This is a genomic window from Alkalihalobacterium alkalinitrilicum (genome assembly GCF_002019605.1).
GTDB lineage: Bacteria > Bacillota > Bacilli > Bacillales > Bacillaceae_F > Alkalihalobacterium > Alkalihalobacterium alkalinitrilicum.
The window spans coordinates 820,584-839,218 of record NZ_KV917368.1; the positions used below are offsets into that span (position 1 = coordinate 820,584).

At 36.0% G+C, this 18,635-nt stretch carries 18 protein-coding genes and 1 pseudogene; 17 read left to right on the plus strand and 2 right to left on the minus strand.

The annotated features are described in order from the left end of the window. The first annotated feature begins 38 nt into the window (after positions 1–38). The 13 genes from BK574_RS03950 (at position 39) to BK574_RS28685 (ending at position 14,306) form a co-directional block, all read left to right on the plus strand. Positions 39–1,046, plus strand: a complete 1,008-nt coding sequence (locus tag BK574_RS03950; protein WP_078427600.1) for an NADP-dependent oxidoreductase — start codon at positions 39–41, stop codon at positions 1,044–1,046. 24 nt (positions 1,047–1,070) lie between these two features. Next, positions 1,071–1,619 (plus strand): NADPH-dependent FMN reductase, encoded by a 549-nt coding sequence (locus BK574_RS03955; RefSeq protein ID WP_078427601.1) that lies wholly within the window; start codon positions 1,071–1,073, stop codon positions 1,617–1,619. Between the two features lie 404 nt (positions 1,620–2,023). After that, positions 2,024–3,085: an LLM class flavin-dependent oxidoreductase gene (locus tag BK574_RS03965; protein WP_078427602.1), complete on the plus strand. Its 1,062-nt coding sequence runs from the start codon at positions 2,024–2,026 to the stop codon at positions 3,083–3,085. Between the two features lie 168 nt (positions 3,086–3,253). Then, a complete protein-coding gene (locus tag BK574_RS03970) occupies positions 3,254–5,176 on the plus strand; it encodes a sigma 54-interacting transcriptional regulator (protein WP_078427603.1) in 1,923 nt (640 codons plus the stop codon). Positions 5,177–5,280: 104 nt separating this feature from the next. Beyond that, positions 5,281–6,330 (plus strand): NADPH dehydrogenase NamA, encoded by a 1,050-nt coding sequence (gene namA, locus BK574_RS03975; protein WP_078427604.1) that lies wholly within the window; start codon positions 5,281–5,283, stop codon positions 6,328–6,330. A gap of 60 nt (positions 6,331–6,390) precedes the next feature. After that, on the plus strand, positions 6,391–7,242 hold the full coding sequence (locus BK574_RS03980; protein ID WP_078427605.1) for a 3-hydroxyacyl-CoA dehydrogenase: 852 nt from the start codon (positions 6,391–6,393) through the stop codon (positions 7,240–7,242). Between the two features lie 12 nt (positions 7,243–7,254). Further along, the gene (locus tag BK574_RS03985) at positions 7,255–8,028 is read left to right on the plus strand and encodes an enoyl-CoA hydratase/isomerase family protein (protein WP_078427606.1); all 774 of its coding nucleotides are present in this window, start codon (positions 7,255–7,257) and stop codon (positions 8,026–8,028) included. Positions 8,029–8,307: 279 nt separating this feature from the next. Beyond that, complete coding sequence (locus BK574_RS03990) at positions 8,308–9,501, plus strand: thiolase family protein (protein ID WP_078427607.1); 1,194 nt, start codon at positions 8,308–8,310, stop codon at positions 9,499–9,501. 152 nt (positions 9,502–9,653) lie between these two features. Then, positions 9,654–10,421, plus strand: a complete 768-nt coding sequence (locus BK574_RS03995; protein WP_078427608.1) for an electron transfer flavoprotein subunit beta/FixA family protein — start codon at positions 9,654–9,656, stop codon at positions 10,419–10,421. Between the two features lie 13 nt (positions 10,422–10,434). After that, complete coding sequence (locus BK574_RS04000) at positions 10,435–11,412, plus strand: electron transfer flavoprotein subunit alpha/FixB family protein (protein ID WP_078427609.1); 978 nt, start codon at positions 10,435–10,437, stop codon at positions 11,410–11,412. Between the two features lie 177 nt (positions 11,413–11,589). Beyond that, the gene (locus BK574_RS04005) at positions 11,590–12,576 is read left to right on the plus strand and encodes a 3,4-dihydroxy-2-butanone-4-phosphate synthase (RefSeq protein ID WP_078427610.1); all 987 of its coding nucleotides are present in this window, start codon (positions 11,590–11,592) and stop codon (positions 12,574–12,576) included. Positions 12,577–12,750: 174 nt separating this feature from the next. After that, complete coding sequence (locus BK574_RS28680; RefSeq protein WP_274379393.1) at positions 12,751–13,224, plus strand: AMP-binding protein; 474 nt, start codon at positions 12,751–12,753, stop codon at positions 13,222–13,224. Between the two features lie 44 nt (positions 13,225–13,268). Next, on the plus strand, positions 13,269–14,306 hold the full coding sequence (locus tag BK574_RS28685; RefSeq protein WP_274379394.1) for an AMP-binding protein: 1,038 nt from the start codon (positions 13,269–13,271) through the stop codon (positions 14,304–14,306). Between the two features lie 230 nt (positions 14,307–14,536). Here the strand turns inward: BK574_RS28685 and BK574_RS29120 are convergent. Then, a pseudogene (locus BK574_RS29120) lies at positions 14,537–14,728 on the minus strand (IS5/IS1182 family transposase); the annotation flags it as partial. Positions 14,729–15,323: 595 nt separating this feature from the next. On the opposite strand from BK574_RS29120, the gene BK574_RS04015 reads away from it, so the two are divergent. Beyond that, positions 15,324–15,890 (plus strand): DUF4256 domain-containing protein, encoded by a 567-nt coding sequence (locus tag BK574_RS04015; protein WP_078427611.1) that lies wholly within the window; start codon positions 15,324–15,326, stop codon positions 15,888–15,890. A gap of 80 nt (positions 15,891–15,970) precedes the next feature. Here the strand turns inward: BK574_RS04015 and BK574_RS04020 are convergent, their stop codons facing one another. Further along, the gene (locus tag BK574_RS04020) at positions 15,971–16,399 is read right to left on the minus strand and encodes a DUF2383 domain-containing protein (RefSeq protein WP_075387404.1); all 429 of its coding nucleotides are present in this window, start codon (positions 16,397–16,399) and stop codon (positions 15,971–15,973) included. Between the two features lie 488 nt (positions 16,400–16,887). Between BK574_RS04020 and BK574_RS04025 the strand changes: the two genes are divergently transcribed. From BK574_RS04025 to BK574_RS04030, 3 genes are all read left to right on the plus strand, one after another. Then, positions 16,888–17,562, plus strand: coding sequence for a hypothetical protein (locus BK574_RS04025; RefSeq protein WP_078427612.1), 675 nt, complete (start codon positions 16,888–16,890; stop codon positions 17,560–17,562). 90 nt (positions 17,563–17,652) lie between these two features. Next, positions 17,653–17,853, plus strand: a complete 201-nt coding sequence (locus tag BK574_RS26885) for a hypothetical protein (protein WP_142247889.1) — start codon at positions 17,653–17,655, stop codon at positions 17,851–17,853. Continuing rightward, positions 17,807–18,070, plus strand: coding sequence for a hypothetical protein (locus BK574_RS04030; protein ID WP_158211522.1), 264 nt, complete (start codon positions 17,807–17,809; stop codon positions 18,068–18,070). Before BK574_RS26885 ends, BK574_RS04030 begins: the two co-directional genes overlap by 47 nt. Positions 18,071–18,635: the final 565 nt, after the last annotated feature.

The following is an 18,635-nucleotide window of genomic DNA, read 5'->3' on the forward strand; positions in this document are numbered from 1 at the left end:
TTAGAACCATCATTATATTTAATAAAAGAGTTAAGCAAATGGCAATTAAAAATAGACAATTTTTATTAGCTGAAAGACCTGTAGGACTCCCAAATCATTCAACATTTAAATTGATAGAAGCTGACCTTCCTACATTAAAGGAAAATGAAGTTCTCGTTCGAAGTGAGTACTTATCTGTAGACCCATATATGCGTCGAAGAATGAGTGAGAGAGGACAATCCTATGCAGATCCATTTAAACTGAATGAACCGTTAAAAGGTGGAGCGGTCGGGACAGTAATTAAATCAAAGCATCAAAGTTTTCATCAAGGTGATGCGGTGACTGGTCTTCTTGACTGGGCAGATTATACGGCTGTTCCTGGAGAACAGTTACGTAAAATTGATCGAGACCAAGCTTCAATTACGACAACTCTGCATGTGAATGGGATGCCAGGATTAACCGCCTACTTTGGATTGTTAGATATCGGCCAACCAAAAGAAGGAGAAACGGTAGTTGTTTCAGGAGCAGCTGGTGCTGTTGGAATGGTTGTTGTTCAAATCGCTAAAATAAAAGGATGCCGCGTTGTCGGTATTGCAGGTTCCGAAGGAAAAAATGCTTATCTATTAAACGAGTTAGGCTTAGATGCAGCTATCAATTATAAAACAACAAATAACATTGTCCAAGAATTAAAGGAAGTTTGCCCAAATGGAATTGATATTTACTTTGATAATGTTGGTGGAGAAATATCAGATGCGGTATTTTCACTTTTAAATATCCATGCTCGTGTCGCTCTTTGTGGCCAAATTTCTCATTACAATGATACGAAAGTCGAAATGGGACCAAGATTTTTACCAGCCTTTTTAAAACGAAGTGTCCTTTTAAAAGGGTTCGTTATTTCAAATTATGCCGATCGATACGAAGAAGGTGCTCAACAATTAGCTAAGTGGTTAAGTGAAGGGGAAATTAAGTACAAAGAAAATATCGTCGAAGGATTAGAAAACGCACCTGAAGCATTTCTCGGATTATTCCGAGGCGACAATCTTGGGAAGCAACTAGTAAAAATCTGATAACTCAGATGAGGAGGGAATTAAATGAAAATAGCTGTCATCTCAGGTACATTAGTAGGGAGTAAGCCTGCTGTATTGGCAAATCAGGCAATCGTCCAGTTGAAACAAAAAAATATTGAGTTTATATATATAAATTTTAAAGACTATGAACTAGAGTTATGTGATGGTCGGCCAATTGATCAATATAACCAGGATACCCAGGAATTAATTCGTTTACTTCATGATGTTGAAGGCTTTATTATTACGACATCTATACTTCATGGACAAATTCCTGGCGCTCTTAAGAATTTTTTTGATGTGCTGCCTATGTCTATTTTTGAAAACAAAGTCATGAGTTTTATGGCAAGCGCTGGAAATGAGAAGCATTATTTAGCAATAGAACATTCTCTCAGACCACTTTCTTCCTATTTAAAAGCAATCTCAATACCAGAATATGTGTTTTCTGTGAGCGGTGACTTTAATAAGTCGAGTGAAATTATTAATCAGAATATTATTAATGAAATAGAATTCCTAGTTGATAAAGTTATTCATACAGCAAGTCTTTATAAACCGTTAGATACTACTAGGAGGTAGGATACTATAGATAAAAACCAAATTATTAATCTAACGGATCTAGCTTTTCGACAATATTGTGAAGAAAAATACGGTTTAAATAAAGGCATTTATAACACGATTGATGACTGGTTTTATAAAAAGGGTTTTATTAATATTCAACTACGAAGATATCAAGTTTTAGAATTCATCCATCATCATTTATCTGCTCATAAAACTAAAAAGATTACATTTGGATCTGGTGGATTGGTAAAAAAGTTAAATGAGTATGTTTCAAAAACGGGGTAGGGGTAAACAAAAAAATATGAAGAATGACGGATTATTATAGATTTATTTTTTAGAAAAGTTAAAAGATTTAAAATTAATTTTAATTATTCATCTAATAAAATGATAGAATTATAGTATATGAATGGGAGTGTTATTTAATGGCTATTTTAGGTAAAGATATGACATTTGGATTATTTTTCTTGAACTCTGTAGCTCCTTGGAAGACGGATGCAGAAGAATTACGTGATGGGTTAGCTCAAATTAAGGAGGCAGACCGCTTAGGATTTCACTCTGCTTGGATTGCTGAGCATAATGCTCGTGCCTATGGTGTTGTTAGCTCAACATCAGTCTATTTAGCGGCAGCGGCGGCCCAGACTTCCAAAATTATGTTAGGTTCTGCAGTATCAAGACTACCTTTACACCATCCTCTACAAGTAGCGGAAGATATGGCGTTAGTGGATATTATCAGTGATGGTAGATTATATTTGGGAGTCGGGAAAGGCTATGATGCGTTAGAATTTGAGGCATATAATATTGATTTTGAAGAGCGTCATGAAAAATATTTAGAGTCGTTAGATATTTTGACCACAGCATTAAAGAATAATAGAGTCTCTTATTCTGGAAAGTTCTATGATATTAAAGATATTCCAGTCTATCCTAGGCCCGTTCATCCAGAAGGACCGCCGATATTTGTGATGGTATCTGGTAATGATGCGTCGATGGTAAATGCAGCTAAACAGGGACATTCATTCGTACTTGGCGGAATAACAAATGAAGATACGAATCATAAGATTTCTTTATACAAAAAGACAGCACTGGATTCAGGTTTATCGCAAGAATATGTTGATAATGCTATCGCAAGATCAGGGAAACTATTATTCTGTCATGTTGCAGAAACGACGGAGCAAGCTCAAGATGAATATAAAAGAGGTTTGGAATGGTACATGAGTGAACGAGATAACCGTCCAACATTTGGAGTCGTGGATAGAGAGCGCCATTTAGATTACGATCGTTTCCTGAATTCAGAAAATGCGTTAATTGGTTCACCAGAAAAGGTCATCGAAGATATTGAACGATATAAGAGAGAAACAGGACTGAATAATATTATTCTCTGGATGAATATTGGTGGTCAGCCACAACAACAAGTAATACAATCAATGAACTTATTTTCTGAAAAAGTTATGCCGCACTTTTTGAAAAGTGAGAATTTAGTTAGATAAAGATGTAAGGGGACAAATTAATATTAAGTTATATATCAACTATCCCAACGAAGAAATTGGTTTAATGACTGAGGTAACTCATGAATAACAAGAACCTTTATGAATTGTATATCTAAAGGGTCTTGTTATTCAAATAAAAAAGGGTAATTACTAAAAGGAGGCTGACCTATGAAACTATTTGTGACTGGTTTTTCTCCATTAGATAAGTTTGTTGAGGAGGAAATCTCCAAAAAGAGAAAAGATTTCCAGGAACTTGTTGTACAAAAATTAGAGGTTGAAGATATCTTGAGAAATCCTACTTACATACAAAATGATGATGTATTAATTTGTGGTGCGACCGTCTATGAGGACTTTAAGAATGCAAATGTAAGAGGGCATTTAATTCCATTACGAGTTCAGACAAATGACTTTTTAAAAGCCTTAAATCAAGCCGCCAGAATAGGAAAAGAAATAAATATTATCAATTATAAGGAAAACTTCTTTAAGAATGACTTATCTGAGCTAGAAGGAACTTTCAACCTAAAGATTAATCAGTATCATTATCCAGATATAGAAACAATCGATACCATCTTAAATGAACTACTTGAAAAGGGACAAAATACTGTAATTGGTTCGGGGTTAATTGTTTCAAAAGCAATAAGTAGAGGAATGAATGGATATCTTTGGTATGGTAAAGAGAGTGTTAAGCTTGCGGTTGATATTGCGTTTAATGTCCTAAAAGGACGTTTTGAAGAACAAAGTAATTTGAAAAGGCAAGAATATATCCTCGACAACTTTGCAGCAGGTGTAATTAGTTTAAATGTAATAGGGAGAATTATACAAATAAATCATAAAGCGATCGAGCTTCTAGAACTTGAAAACTATGGAAACTTAATGGGAATGGCTGTTAATCATATAGAGGAATTAGATTGGCTTTCAGATTATGTGAAAGACAATGATCCAATAAAAGGTAAATTGTTTGAGTTAAAAGATAAAACGCTATTTTTAGATTCCTTTCCTATTTATGTAAAGGGTAATTACGATGGTTCTGTAATTATTATTTCGGATACAAATGAATTACAGCAACAAGAAAAAAAAATCCGTCGAAAAATGTACGACCAGTCCAATCAAGCCATTTATGAATTCAAAGATATTGTTGGAAATAGTGAAAAAGTACAACAGGCTATACGAAAGGCAAAGAAATTTGCCCAAACGGATGCCAATGTGTTGATTATTGGAGAGTCTGGAACAGGAAAAGAGCTATTTGCTCAAAGTATTCATAATCAAAGTTCACGAGCTAATGAACCATTCCTTGCCATAAATTGTGCAGCCGTTCCAGAAAATTTAATCGAATCTGAGCTTTTTGGGTATAGTGATGGAGCCTTCACAGGAGCCAAAAAAGGTGGAAACCCTGGGTTATTTGAACTAGCACATAATGGAACAATTTTTTTAGATGAATTAGGTGAAATTCCATTAAGTATGCAGTCTAAGTTATTAAGAGTTCTTCAAGAGAATGTGGTAAGAAGAGTAGGAAGTGCAACATCGATACCGATTGATGTGAGAATTATATCGGCAACCAATGCCAACGTACTTGAACAAGTTAAACAAGGTAAATTTCGTTTAGATTTATATTATCGTATTAGTGTTCTAAATTTATTCCTGCCCTCTTTAAATGAACGTAAAGAGGACTTAGAGGAACTCGTTTTATTCTACACTGAACGTAATTATCCTAATTATCTAGAAATTGTACAAAGCTCGATTAAAGAAATGAAATCTCTCTTAGAAAGACATGTGTGGAATGGTAATATACGAGAATTTGAAAATACTTTGGAGAGACTCTTTGCATACCTTGTGTCTCCAGTAAATAAAACGAAACAAGATGTTTTATGCAACTTGGCAGAGGCTCTAAAAGATAACGACATTTTAAACTTTAATTTGAATAAAGAAAATGAAACTTATCAAGATGTTATTAAGGAAGTTGAAATTCAAAAAATAAAAGAAACTTTGCAAAAAACGAACGGTAACAAAAAAGAAGCAGCTAAAATATTGGGAATGAGTAGAAGTACTTTATGGAGAAAAATTAATGAATATGAACGAATCATAAGTGACTAGTAATCCGAAGAAAATTTTTGATCATTTATAAAAGTTTGTGAGAAAAAGATTAAAAGTCATATAGTTCAGTTCTGAGAAATCACAATAAATATTCGGAGGTGCATATGCTCAGCCCAGTTTTTAAGCCGTACTCTTTAGGAAAATTGTTTGAGCCTTACACGATTAGAAATTTGGAACTAAAAAATCGTATTGTTATGTCACCCATGTGTATGTACTCTTGTGACAAAAAAGATGGAAAAGTTACCGATTGGCACTTAATGCACTATGCCACACGTGCTGTTGGTCAAGTGGGTCTGATCATTACTGAAGCAACGGCTGTTAGTACAGAAGGACGAATTTCGACCGAGGACCTAGGAATTTGGAGTGATGAACATGTCTCAGGGCTTTCACAACTAACTGCTTGGGTTCATGCAAATGGTGCAAAAATAGGTATTCAACTTGCACATGCGGGTAGGAAATCAAAGGTAGAAGAGCCTATCATTGCACCTACGGCAATCCCTTTTTCTGAAAATAGTAGAGTTCCAGAAGAGATGTCGGTAGAAAAAATTGAAGACACCGTTAATTCCTTTCGTCAAGGTGCGAGAAGGGCAAGGTTGGCTGGGTTTGATGTGATCGAAATTCATGCTGCTCACGGCTATTTAATACATGAATTTTTATCACCATTGTCAAATAAAAGAACAGATCAATTTGGAGGAACGAAAGAAAATAGATATCGCTTTTTGGGAAAAATTATTGACGGAATAAGAGAAGAATGGAATGGACCATTATTTGTTAGAGTATCTGCAAATGACTATGATGAAAACGGTAATAATTGTAATGATTTTGTTGAATATGCAAAATGGATGAAAGACCAAGACGTTGATTTAATAGATTGTAGCTCTGGTGAAGTTGTACCTTCAACATATCAGGTATACCCAGGATATCAAATTCAGTATGCTGAACAGATTCGAAAAGAAGCGAAGATACCTACTGGTGCTGTAGGGGTGATAACAGAAGGAGTTCAAGCTGCTGAAATCATTCATGGTGAACGAGCAGACTTAGTTTTTATAGGGAGAGAGCTTTTAAGAGATCCTTACTGGCCACTTAGGGCAGCAAAACAACTTAATGTTGATATTGAAGGCCCTAGGCAATATAGACGTGGTTGGAATCAATAAGAATGGAATGATGATATCACCGTTTATAAAACGAATATTAATCGCTAATGAGGTGTAAATATGAAAATTTTATCCGTTATTGGATCAGGCGTAATGGGACGAGGGATTGCTTATGTCGCAGCATTAAGTAATTTTCAAGTGAATGTCCATGATATTAACCAAGAAGCTCTTGATCATGCTAAAACGTACATTGAAAACGAGTTGAAAAAAAGTGCCGATCGAGGCTTCATCCAAGCTGCAGAAGTCGATCGCGCAATAAATAATCTTACGTATCATGTTGATTTAAAAGAAAGTGTCCAAGAGGCAGATATTGTTATTGAAGCGGTATTAGAAAAGATAGAATTAAAGATTGATATTTTTAAAAAGCTTGACGACTATTGCCCAGCGCATACCGTATTAGCTACCAATACGTCAACAATGAGTCCAACAGAAATTGGCGCGCAAACATTAAGACCAGAAAAAGTAATTGCTATGCATTTCTTCAATCCTGTCCATAAGATGAAGTTGATTGAAATCATTAAAGGACTTGATACATCAAAAGAAACGGTAGAGATTACAAAAGCAGTCGGGGCTAAATTAGGAAAAGAAACCGTCGAAGTTAATGAGTTTCCAGGGTTCGTAACAAGTCGTATGAACTGTTTGATTGGAAATGAAGCGATGAACATGTTAATGGAAGGTGTTGCATCAGCTGAAGATATTGATAAAGCACTAAAGCTTGGTTTAAACCATCCAATGGGACCGCTCGAGCTTGCTGATTTAGTTGGTTTAGATAGCCGCCTTCGTAACATGGAATATTTATATGAAACATTAGGTGAAAAATATCGCCCATGTCCGTTACTTATCAAGTATGTAAAAGCAGGCAAACTTGGTCGTAAATCAGGGTCTGGTTTTTATAACTATGAAAAGAACTAGGGGTGAAGTTGAATGTATGAAAATTTAAAACTTGAAATCAATAAAGGGTTAGGTTGGATAACAATTGACCGGCCTGAAGTAAGAAATGCATTAAATGCACAGACGCTATCAGAAATTGAAAAAGCAGTGGATGATTTTGAAAGTCATGACGAAGTGAAAGTGATCGTTATTACTGGCGCAGGTGAAAAGTCATTTGCTGCCGGAGCTGATATTCAACAGTTAAGAGACCGACCAATGCTTGAGGCACTCGTTCCTGGAATGCAAGCAACGTATAAAAAAATTGAAAATTGCAGTAAAGCAACGATTGCTGCGATTAATGGTTTTGCTTTAGGCGGAGGTTGTGAGTTGGCCCTTGCATGTGATATTCGCATAGCAGTAAACCATGCCAAACTGGGACTTCCTGAACTAAACCTAGGAATTATTCCTGGCGCTGGTGGAACACAACGTCTATCAAGAATTGTTGGAAAAGGTAAAGCGATGGAAATGATCTTAACCGGAAAAATGATCGACGGTCAAGAAGCTGAACGGATAGGGCTCGTATCCCAATCTGTCGATGGAAGTGAGTTAGAAGCAGTCGTTGAGCAAGTCGCTAACTCGATTATGTCGAAGGGACCAGTGGCGATTAAGCTTGCAAAAATGGTTATAAATCGTGGGTATGATGTCGATCTTGATACCGCATTAATGATGGAAAAAATGGCGCAGGCCCTTGTTTTTGGTACCGAAGATAAACAAGAAGGAACACAAGCTTTTTTAGATAAAAGACAAGCGAATTTTCAGAATAAATAAAATATTTTTAAAAAGATGGAAATCTAGTTGTTTAAAAACTTTCAAATAAAAGGCGATAGAGAACGCCAACAATTGAGAACTTAGGATCCGAAATATAACAAAATCAACACGAGTAATATATCCATATAAATTGGCTGAAGTTATTGTTGATATAAATATATATTCCAATTGAATATACTATAACTTTTTCGAGTATTACAAACGTTCTACGAAGTTTAATCTCTAATAAACTTCGTACGTTAGAAATCATTGTCCAAATAAGAGGGGAGACAAAGTAAAATGGGAAATCCAGTTATTATTAATTCTGTTCGAACAGCAATTGGACGAATGGGTGGAGCACTTCAAAATGAGTTAGTAGACTTTTTAGGAGCAAAAGTTATTCGTGAGATTGTTGAACGTACAGGGGTAGCTACAGCAACGGTAGATGAAGTCATTTTAGGGCAAGCGAAACAAAGTGCAGATTCATCAAATTTAGCTCGATTAGCATCATTGCGTGCGGAACTACCGATTGAAGTACCAGGATATACCGTTCATCGTCAATGTGGATCAGGTCTGCAAGCGATAAATAATGCTGATATGCAAATTCGACAGGGGTTATCTGAAGTCATCATTGCAGGTGGGGCAGAAAGTATGAGTACAGCTCCTTATTATATTCGTAATGCTCGATATGGTTTTGGAGCAGGAAACGGACTCATTCTCGATCCCAATACTGAGAGTCAACCGAGATCACAACCTCATGAGGTTTACGGCGATTTAACAATGGGCTATACTGCAGAAAATTTAGTGGAAAAGTACAAGATTAGTAGAGAAGAACAAGATGAATTTGCTTTTAGAAGCCAAGAGCTTGCCCATCAAGCAATTGAAGCCGGACGCTTTGAAAAGGAAATCGTTCCGTATGAAGTGAAAAAGCGAAAAGAAACGGTTCTTTTCAGTCAAGATGAACATCCGCGCCAAACGACATTAGAGAAGCTATCAACGTTAAAGCCTGTCTTTAAAAAAGGTGGGACGGTCACAGCAGGAAGTTCAAGCGGCCGAAATGATGCGGCATCTGTTGTGTTAATGATGGATGAAGCAGCAGCAAAAGCCCAGGGACTGACTCCAAAAGCAAAAATTAGTGGTCAAGCGTGTGCAGGTGTATCACCAGAGATTATGGGGATTGGGCCTGTCTATTCAACGCAAAAAGCATTAAAAATGGCTGGATTAACGATGGACGATATAGGGTTAGTTGAATTAAACGAGGCATTTGCAGCACAAGCGTTAGCTGTCGTCAAAGAATTAAATATTAACCTGGACACATTAAATGTGAACGGTGGGGCAATTGCACTCGGACACCCAATTGGAGCAACAGGGGCAATCTTGATGACAAAGCTATTGCATGAGATGGAGCGGCGCGGTGAGAAGTATGGACTTGTAACCCTTTGTATCGGCGGTGGTCAAGGAATTTCTACGATCATTGAAAACTTACAAGTCTAATTCGTAGGATGTATCTAGGTAGACAACTTTGTCCAGAACTATATCTTTTAAGGAGAACGTGATATTAAAAGTTAATTCTTTTGTGAATATATGTATCAAAAATCTATTTTTTTTAAATCAACAATCTAGGTAACTTTTAGTGGAGGTAAAAAATGAATATTTTCGTTATTATGAAACGCACCTTTGACACGGAAGAGAAGATTATGATCAACGGTGGTCAAATTGATGAAAGTGGAGCTGAATTCATCATTAACCCATATGATGAATATGCAATTGAAGAAGCGATTGTGCTACGCGATGAGCATGGTGGAGAAGTTACTGTTGTAACAGTAGGAACAGAGGATGCTGAAAAAGAACTTCGTACAGCATTAGCAATGGGTGCTGATAAAGCGGTATTAATTGATAGTGAAGAGATAGAAGCTACAGACCAATTTACAACAGCTACACTTCTTGCAACCTACTTAAAAGATCAAGAGATTGATATTATCCTTGGAGGAAACGTAGCGGTAGATGGTGGTTCTGGACAAGTTGGACCTCGCGTGGCTGAAATGCTAGGTATGCCTCAAGTAACTACAATTACTAAGCTAACTGTAAATGGAAATACAGCTACAATCGTACGTGATGTTGAAGGAGATGAGGAAACGGTTGAAGTATCATTACCCGTACTTGTAACAGCTACACAAGGCTTAAATGAGCCTCGCTACCCATCTTTACCAGGTATCATGAAAGCGAAGAAAAAGCCATTAGAAACACTTGATTTAGATGACCTAGATTTAGAAGAAGATGTAGAAGCAAAAACAAAAACGGTAGAAATCTTCCTACCACCACAAAAACAAGCAGGTAAAATTCTTGAGGGCGAAATGGATGCTCAAGTAAAAGAACTCGTTTCATTATTAAAGTCTGAAGCGAAAGTCATATAATTGGGGGATCAACATGGCAAAAAAAGTATTAGTTATTGGAGAAGTTCGTGACGGTGAATTGCGTAATGTTTCGTTTGAATCAATTGCAGCTGCAAAACAAATCGCAGACGGTGGAGAAGTCGTTGCTACATTATTAGGTGAAAATGTAGACGGCGAGTTAGCCAATACAATAATTCAATACGGTGCAGATCGTGTTGTTAAAGTAGAGCATGCAGATTTAAAAGCATATACAACAGATGCATACCAACAAGCCATTCTACAAGTGATGGACGTCGAACAACCAGAAGGCGTTGTTATGGGACATACTGCAATAGGTAAAGATGTATCACCTCGTATTGCAGCGAAATTAAACACTGGTCTTCTATCTGACGTTGTTGCTATTGAAGTAGATGGCGATGAAGTTGTATTTACTCGTCCAATCTATTCTGGTAAAGCATTTGAGAAGAAGCAAGTTGAAGAAGGTACAGTATTAGTGACAATCCGTCCGAACAACATTACACCTTTAGAAATTGACGAGTCCCGTACAGGTGCTGTTGGAAGTGTGACAGTTGATATTAAAGATCTTCGTACAATCATTAAAGAAGTTGTCCGTAAAGCTACAGGTGGTGTGGACCTTTCGGAAGCAAAAATTATCGTTTCTGGTGGTCGTGGAGTAAAGAGTGCAGACGGTTTCAAACCGCTTCAAGAGCTTGCTGACGTATTAGGTGCTGCAGTCGGTGCATCTCGAGGTGCGTGTGACGCAGAATATTGCGATTACTCCTTACAAATTGGTCAAACAGGTAAAGTCGTAACACCTGACCTGTACTTTGCATTCGGAATTTCTGGAGCTATCCAACATTTAGCAGGGATGTCTAACGCAAAAGTAATCGTTGCAGTTAACAAAGATCCAGAAGCACCTATCTTTGAAGTAGCAGATTATGGTATCGTTGGGGATCTGTTTGAAGTAATCCCACTACTTTTAGAAGAAATTAAAAGTACTGTTGCAAATTAAGTGAGATAACTTTGGCTGTGCAGATGATTAAAATCGTTTTGCTAGCCGTTAAAATGTTAACTAAACCAAATCTAATTAAGATTTGGTTAGTCATAAGAATATGATACTAATGATTTTTCCTATTTGATTAAGTTGATTAGTTACTTAAAGGGGAATAAAAAAACGGGAGGGGACTAAATGGATAACTTTATAGAAGTTTCAGAACAATTAAAAAAAGGTTCATTAGTGATCTTAATTGATGATGTTGAAACCCATTTAAGTTATTTAATGGGATTAGCTGAGACAGTGACTGGTGAACAGATTAACCTTATGACAAAAATTGGTAAGGGACTAGTATATGTTTGTATAAATAATAGAAAAGCAAAACAGCTTAATTTACCTCTTATGACTGGGAAAATAAATGGAAGTAAAAATTTTACAGTTTCAATCGATCATAATACTTCTACAACAGGAATATCAGCATTTGAACGCGCTGATACGATTAAAGCAATTACGGAAAAAGGTTCTAAACCTGATGACTTTAAGAGACCTGGACATATTTTTCCTCTTGTTTACTCAGATAATAGATTGTTGGATCATATGGGAGTAGTGGAAGCATCGGCTGACTTAGCAAAAAAATTGTCAAATTCTTCAGAAACTACTTATCTATGTGAAATTCTTAACAAAGATGGTGGCCTACCTACTAATAAAGAGGTGCTAGACCTTTCACATGAGTACGGTATCCCCTCTATTAAAGTAACAGAAATATTTAAATTATTATATAATGAATCGATATGCACCTTTGATGGACACGTCGTCCATGGACAAAAGCTCGGTAGAAAACTTGGTTTCCCAACAGCAAACTTAGATTTGCATACTTCAAACGTCCATTTAAAAAATGGTGTATACGGAGTAAAAGTGAAATGTCGGGGAGAATCCTACTTTGGCGTTATGAATACAGGTGTAAAGCCTACTTTGAAAAACAATATGAATAAGTCCTATGAAATTCACATATTAGATTTTAATCACTATATATACGGAGAAGTACTTAACGTCGAAGTTAAATTTTTTATAAGGGAAGAGAAAAAGTTTGATTCTTTAAATCAGCTTATTCAACAGATAGATAAAGATATAAAGAAAGTGCAAACTAAATTCGAATTACAAAAGGAAGTAAAAATCGGGTGATGATGAAGCAAGAGGGCGGTTCTCTTGCTTCTTTTTTTCGTGAAACGAAAGAAGCGATAGAACCGTCTCTATACTTTCTTTTACCTAACTTGCCCTATTTCCTCTTAATTTAGTAAATAATTTTATAATAGTTTGAATAGTTATAACTATTCAAATATTTAAAGGGGGATGTTCATGACATCTACTAGTATTCAAATGTCAAAGCAATTATTATTGGGGGAATTAATAAGAAGAACAGCTCATAAAACACCTGATCGGGTAGCGTTTATCTATGATAACAATAGAATCACTTATCATGAGCTTGAGGAGAGAACTATTCATTTAGCTGGGTGGATCCAGAGAAATGGAATTGATATCGGAGATAAGGTAGGGGTAATAAGTAAAAACAGCCTTTCATTAATAGAAGTTATTTTTGGTATTGCCCATTCTGGTGGTGTAAGTGTTCCTATTAACTTCCGTCTTGTACCCGAAGAATTAGTTTATATTATCAACAATTCGGACTCGAAAATATTATTTATCGAAGAAGAATATGAAGATACGATTTTATCCATTAAAAACAGACTTCCAAATGTAAAAGAAGTTATTGTGATGGTAATAAGAAATCAACCGATTTTATCCAATATGATGAGATTTTTCAAACGAATGTGACCTACCAGTCTATAGATCATCTAGTTGATGATATTGACGATTGTATGATTTGCTATACATCTGGGACTACTGGAAATCCAAAGGGTGCCGTTTTATCACATAAAAACTTAATATTAGGTGCAATTAATAATGTAGTAGAGGCAAAAATTCCAAATGGGACAAAGCAGCTACTTACAACTCCGATCTTTCATATCGCTGGTATAGCTTTTATTTTAATTAATTGCACAGTTGCGGGAACTACGGTTATTCACCGCGATTTCAATCCAGCTCAAGTGCTAGAAACCATTCAGGACGAAAAAATTAATAGTATTTTCTTAGTGCCTGCGATGTGGAACTTTGTTACACAGCATCCAGATATTGATAAATATGACCTTTCATCACTCGTCCTGAGTACTACAGGAGCCGCAATATGTCCATTAGAGGTAAAGAAAAGGATACTATACTATTTTCCTAATACTAGATTGTTAGATAATTTTGGACAAACTGAAATGAGCCCAACAACAACAATGCTACAGCCAGAAGATTCATTCCGTAAATCAGCTTCTGTTGGAAAGCCTGTTCTCAATGTTGAAATTCGAGTTGTTGATGAAAATATGAATGACGTACCAATCGGTGAAATAGGAGAAATCGTCTACCGCGGACCAACTCTTATGAAAGGCTACTATAAAAAGCCTGAAGCTACAGAAGAAGCATTTAAGGGTGGTTGGTTTCATAGCGGTGATTTAGTTCGTTTAGATGATGAAGGATTTGTTTATGTGGTCGATCGAAAAAAAGATATGATTATTAGCGGTGGCGAAAACATTTACCCTGCAGAAGTAGAGGCCGCTCTTTATAAACATGATGCTGTTCTTGAAGTTGCGGTGATCGGTGTTCCAGATGAAAAGTGGGGTGAAAGTGTTAAGGCTTATATTGTATTAAAACAAGGGAAAACCATGTCTGAAGACGAGGTTCTTGAACATTGTAAGCAACATGTAGCTTCCTATAAAAAACCTAAATATGTCGAGTTTATAAGCGAATTGCCAAGAAATACATCAGGAAAAATATTAAAAAGGGTTTTAAGAGATCAATCGAAAGTCAAATAAGGGAAGAAAGGGGACGGTTCGCACGCTTCTTTTGTTTTGCGAAACGAAGGAAGCGCAAGAACTGTCCGAGTCTGGTGAAAAAGTACGTTATTATTTCGCCGAAATTAATAAAATGTAGAAATTTATGGTTCATAATAGAAAACCCCAGCCATTATTAGGAAATCTATTGGAAAAGTGGAGAATATCTTTGCAATATTCTCCTTTTTCCTAGGATACCATCGCTGCTATCCTCTAATATTTACTGCTATTTCAGCTAATTTTGATTGTTTCAAAACACTTTATAGACCATCCCCCTTGCTCGAGACAGGCCGTGACATCTCTTGAGCTCCGCACTTTTCCCTTCGAATGAAGCTCTTTTTTATACGTTTTAGGAATTCCACTGTTTTTTGATACTGGGATATTTCATAAATCTCTGTAGTGTTTTTTTCCGACTGTAAGGAACATATGATTTTTTCGAATTTTATAATATTATACAGAGTGAAAACTTAATTGCTTTGGTTCAAATCGAAGCATGAAAAAATCCCCTATTGGTATGGTGTTTGGTCGCACTTTTTCTATACCAGTTATGTGTTTTTTTGTTAAAAATCTTATTTTAACAAGGTTTGAGAGGTTTTTTTTCAATTCTTTTATCAAATTCATAGGTTTTCCATGCTTGGAAAAGTAACAATTAAACCCTTGCAAAAATTAAATATTAAACGAGTTATTTACCGAAATATCGAAAAGGATAACTTTTGACGACGATTTTTTACTAATGATTCAGATTTAAGAAGGAAAAATGGTAGAATAATACATAAATACGTTGGCTCCTATTGGGTAGATAAAAACACAAACTGGCTTGCAACAGGTAGTTATGTATGACCGTTTCCTAATAATGTAATGTTTGAAGCACGTTTTACTTTCATGTCGTTTCCAATCCATAATCATGATGGATATATTTTGCTAGGTATTAACAAAAGTTGCTGTACTAACGCAGCAATTAGTCTTTAAACCATGATAAACAATAAGGGGGAAACTAATATGACAAAGAAAAATAAGGATTTATCACTAGCACAACGTGAAGAATTACTCAGAGCATTGAAAGTCCGTTTTGACAAAAACATGAACCGCCATAAAGGTATTGAATGGGCAAAAGTCCAAGCAAAGCTGGAAGCAAATTCCGAGAAACTGTGGTCACTCAATGAAATGGAAAGAACTGGCGGTGAACCGGATGTTGTTGGTTATGAGAAAGAGACGGACGAATACATTTTTTATGATTGTTCAGCGGAAAGTCCTAAAGGGCGCAGAAGTTTTTGTTACGACCGTGAAGCACTGGAGTCAAGGAAGAAACATAAACCAGAAAATAACGTTATCGGTATGGTCGCTGACATGGGAATAGAGCTTTTAACGGAAGAACAATATCGTGAGTTGCAAAAACTAGGAAATTTTGATACGAAAACATCGAGCTGGGTGATAACACCTGCTAATATTAGAAAACAAGGCGGTGCCATCTTTTGTGATCGTCGTTACGACACTGTCTTTGTGTACCATAATGGAGCAGAATCCTACTATGCTGCTAGGGGTTTCCGTGGCTCGCTAAGGGTCTAAATTGGGGGCTTAGCTTAAAGATGGAGAAGCAGGAAGGTACGAGGAGGGACCATCAATTTGCTTTGATGGTCTATTCACGTTTAATGAAGGAGCTGTCTCAACTTTTCGACGTGTTTTCGGTTCGTGTTAATCACTTCTTCAACCATTTGTTTACTTGTGTCATCTAAATCTCCTCTAACCAGTTTCTCTGAATATTGGACGCCGTATTTATCCATTCCTTCTATAGCATCCTCAATGATTTTCTGTGTATCGTGAGGCAGCATGACTTTGTGCATGAAACTGTGTAAGGAACCAGACACCCCCTCACTATCAGCTGGCACTCCTCCTAGATTCTGAATTCGTTCAGCTATTTTAGAGGAATTTTCCTTTAGTTCCTGTTGCATTGCTTGGAAGTTTTCCTTCAAATCTGCTTGATCTAGCTCTTGAATATAATGTTCAAAGGAGTGGATTCCCATGTAAGTTCCTCTCAGTAGAGTATTTAATTCCTCAACAATAATATCATTCCTCATTTTTTCACATCCTTTACCTTACTTTGTTGTTCATTGCTACGATCTTCCTTTTAGCGTACCCTATTTTTTAACATTCTTTCGTTATGTTTATAAGTGTATTCTCCTTTATAAGAAAAATTATGTTTAGAGTATTTGTTTAAATTAATGGTGTGCAATTTGTATTAACGAGGTAAAGTACAACAAGAATGCAAATCTATGTTAGTGTTTAATAGAGAATATTGAAAGTGAACATAAAACATATGTAGAAAATCAACAATTAACAGATGCATATAGTTTTGATAAAAAAAATCTTTATACAACTATCATTGACGGTATTTATAATGAAATAGTTCTTCTTTGTTCATTATTATACTAACAGAGAGCGTTTCTGCAGCGGCAGGAACGTATTTTCACAAACGTGGGCAGGACAATGCAATAAGATTATCTTTTCCTGATGTATTGTTTACAACGGATGGACAATAAAGAAATCCTTAAGCAGGGGTGAAAAAATGAAGAAAATATGGCTTATTTTTATTGGCTTATTATTTCTGGGGGCTTGTTCAACTGATGGGACAAGTGGTAAAATTTATGAGTTTGTTCAAGATGGACACGGCGGACCGGAATGGTTGCTACCAAATTCTTATCAAATAACTATAGATGATTCGTTTGAATTGGTTTCAAAATATGTAATAGAATCATCTGATTCGCATATGTATTTTTGGCATGCGCATTTAGCTAGTGAATATCCATTTGAACTTGATACTACAAGAGACGATCTTGAAGAAAATGTACCAACTATCGAGATTAGCCCGGTCAATAAACATCAATATATTTATATGGAAAATTATATGTCCTTTGATTTAACTGAAACGGAAGCCCAAGAGATTATGGATGAGGTTAAACAGGAAGTTGAAAATAAATCTGAAGTATACCTCGAAGAAATGAAAGAAAAATCAATGGGGAATTTAGAGGCCGATCCGACAGTTTATACCAATGAAGAGTATGATATCGATCCTTTCACTTATATGATTGAAAGTGAATTAAAGCAAGGAGTGATTCATTACGAATTGTTTGGGGAAGCAGAAAAGGACTATATTAGAGCTACACTATCGCTTACGAGCAAAGTAGATAAAGAACTATTTGAGAAAATGCTTGATTCTCTTCGTACGATCACATATAAGTAAGAAGAATTTGTGGACAATCCAGTGTAGGATAAACCGACAAGATTTTCCTTTGAGATACCAAAAGCTGCAACGTTTAGATACTCTTTTCCTGTGTTCCATACGTATCGCTATACATTTGGCACACTTTACGAGGAAAGTATCGAAAAAGATCACTTTACTTTACGGAGTTCAGATCTAGAAATTCGAGTAGAAAAAGAAGAAAATGCTAGAAACAGAGAAGAGGAAATGCGAAATAAAGATGTTGATGATTTTGTTCCATTTCAGCACGATTACGCTCGATCGATCACATAACTTACACGAAGATGATAATTTTAATACAGGTGTGTTCACAACAGCTGTGCGTGTCGACTTTGATGGTTATGAAGAATACTGGTTTTTAAGAGAAGTTGACGGACATGTGTACGAGGTCACTTTTGATATTGCCTATGGAGCTCCAGAGTATTATGAATTGCTTAATAGTTATTTAAATGTAATACGAACGTTTGACGTGACTGATGTAGAGGGATAGCAAACGAACAGGTTCAAAGACATGAATACAAAAAGGGATTTTGAGGAAGCACAAAAGGCTAAGAATGCTTGAATGACCTTAGACTAATAACGCCATGGCCTGTGACAACGTCTGTATGAACCACACGTGTGGTCCTCATTAACAATCATATAAAACATTTAAAAATGGCATAACATATTATCATTGATATGAAATAAATTTGGTAGTACTGCAGTCCAATCATCCCTGTTTGAGGGGCGATTGGACTTTTTTGCAATGAACGATAAAAATGAAACAACATGTCTATTTAATCGTATATAAATAATGACGATAATTAGGAGATGGTAGTTTGAAAGTAAAATTCTGAAAAAGGACTAGACACGAATCAACGAGTTTACAGTTGATACATCTATTGAAGTGATAGATATAAATTTTCATTTGAACTATTCATTTTCAGTGCGATGGTGATTTACAATAAAAAATAAAGGTTTGGTATTGGATTTAGACTATGTTTGCACTTGCTGCAGGAGCAACTTAATAACGCGAAGATGTTAAATACATTTTAAGTGAAGGGACTTTTTTATTA

Coding starts and splice junctions, on each gene's coding strand:
- namA (WP_078427604.1), top strand. CDS start 5,281: ATGCTCAGCCCAGTTTTTAAGCCGTACTCTTTAGGAAAATTGTTTGAG.
- BK574_RS04020 (WP_075387404.1), bottom strand. CDS start 16,399: ATGAGGAATGATATTATTGTTGAGGAATTAAATACTCTACTGAGAGGA.
- BK574_RS04030 (WP_158211522.1), top strand. CDS start 17,807: ATGATTTTGTTCCATTTCAGCACGATTACGCTCGATCGATCACATAAC.
- BK574_RS04005 (WP_078427610.1), top strand. CDS start 11,590: ATGGATAACTTTATAGAAGTTTCAGAACAATTAAAAAAAGGTTCATTA.
- BK574_RS03965 (WP_078427602.1), top strand. CDS start 2,024: ATGGCTATTTTAGGTAAAGATATGACATTTGGATTATTTTTCTTGAAC.
- BK574_RS04025 (WP_078427612.1), top strand. CDS start 16,888: ATGAAGAAAATATGGCTTATTTTTATTGGCTTATTATTTCTGGGGGCT.
- BK574_RS03950 (WP_078427600.1), top strand. CDS start 39: ATGGCAATTAAAAATAGACAATTTTTATTAGCTGAAAGACCTGTAGGA.
- BK574_RS03995 (WP_078427608.1), top strand. CDS start 9,654: ATGAATATTTTCGTTATTATGAAACGCACCTTTGACACGGAAGAGAAG.
- BK574_RS03955 (WP_078427601.1), top strand. CDS start 1,071: ATGAAAATAGCTGTCATCTCAGGTACATTAGTAGGGAGTAAGCCTGCT.
- BK574_RS03980 (WP_078427605.1), top strand. CDS start 6,391: ATGAAAATTTTATCCGTTATTGGATCAGGCGTAATGGGACGAGGGATT.
- BK574_RS04015 (WP_078427611.1), top strand. CDS start 15,324: ATGACAAAGAAAAATAAGGATTTATCACTAGCACAACGTGAAGAATTA.
- BK574_RS03990 (WP_078427607.1), top strand. CDS start 8,308: ATGGGAAATCCAGTTATTATTAATTCTGTTCGAACAGCAATTGGACGA.
- BK574_RS03970 (WP_078427603.1), top strand. CDS start 3,254: ATGAAACTATTTGTGACTGGTTTTTCTCCATTAGATAAGTTTGTTGAG.
- BK574_RS03985 (WP_078427606.1), top strand. CDS start 7,255: ATGTATGAAAATTTAAAACTTGAAATCAATAAAGGGTTAGGTTGGATA.
- BK574_RS04000 (WP_078427609.1), top strand. CDS start 10,435: ATGGCAAAAAAAGTATTAGTTATTGGAGAAGTTCGTGACGGTGAATTG.
- BK574_RS28685 (WP_274379394.1), top strand. CDS start 13,269: ATGATTTGCTATACATCTGGGACTACTGGAAATCCAAAGGGTGCCGTT.
- BK574_RS28680 (WP_274379393.1), top strand. CDS start 12,751: ATGACATCTACTAGTATTCAAATGTCAAAGCAATTATTATTGGGGGAA.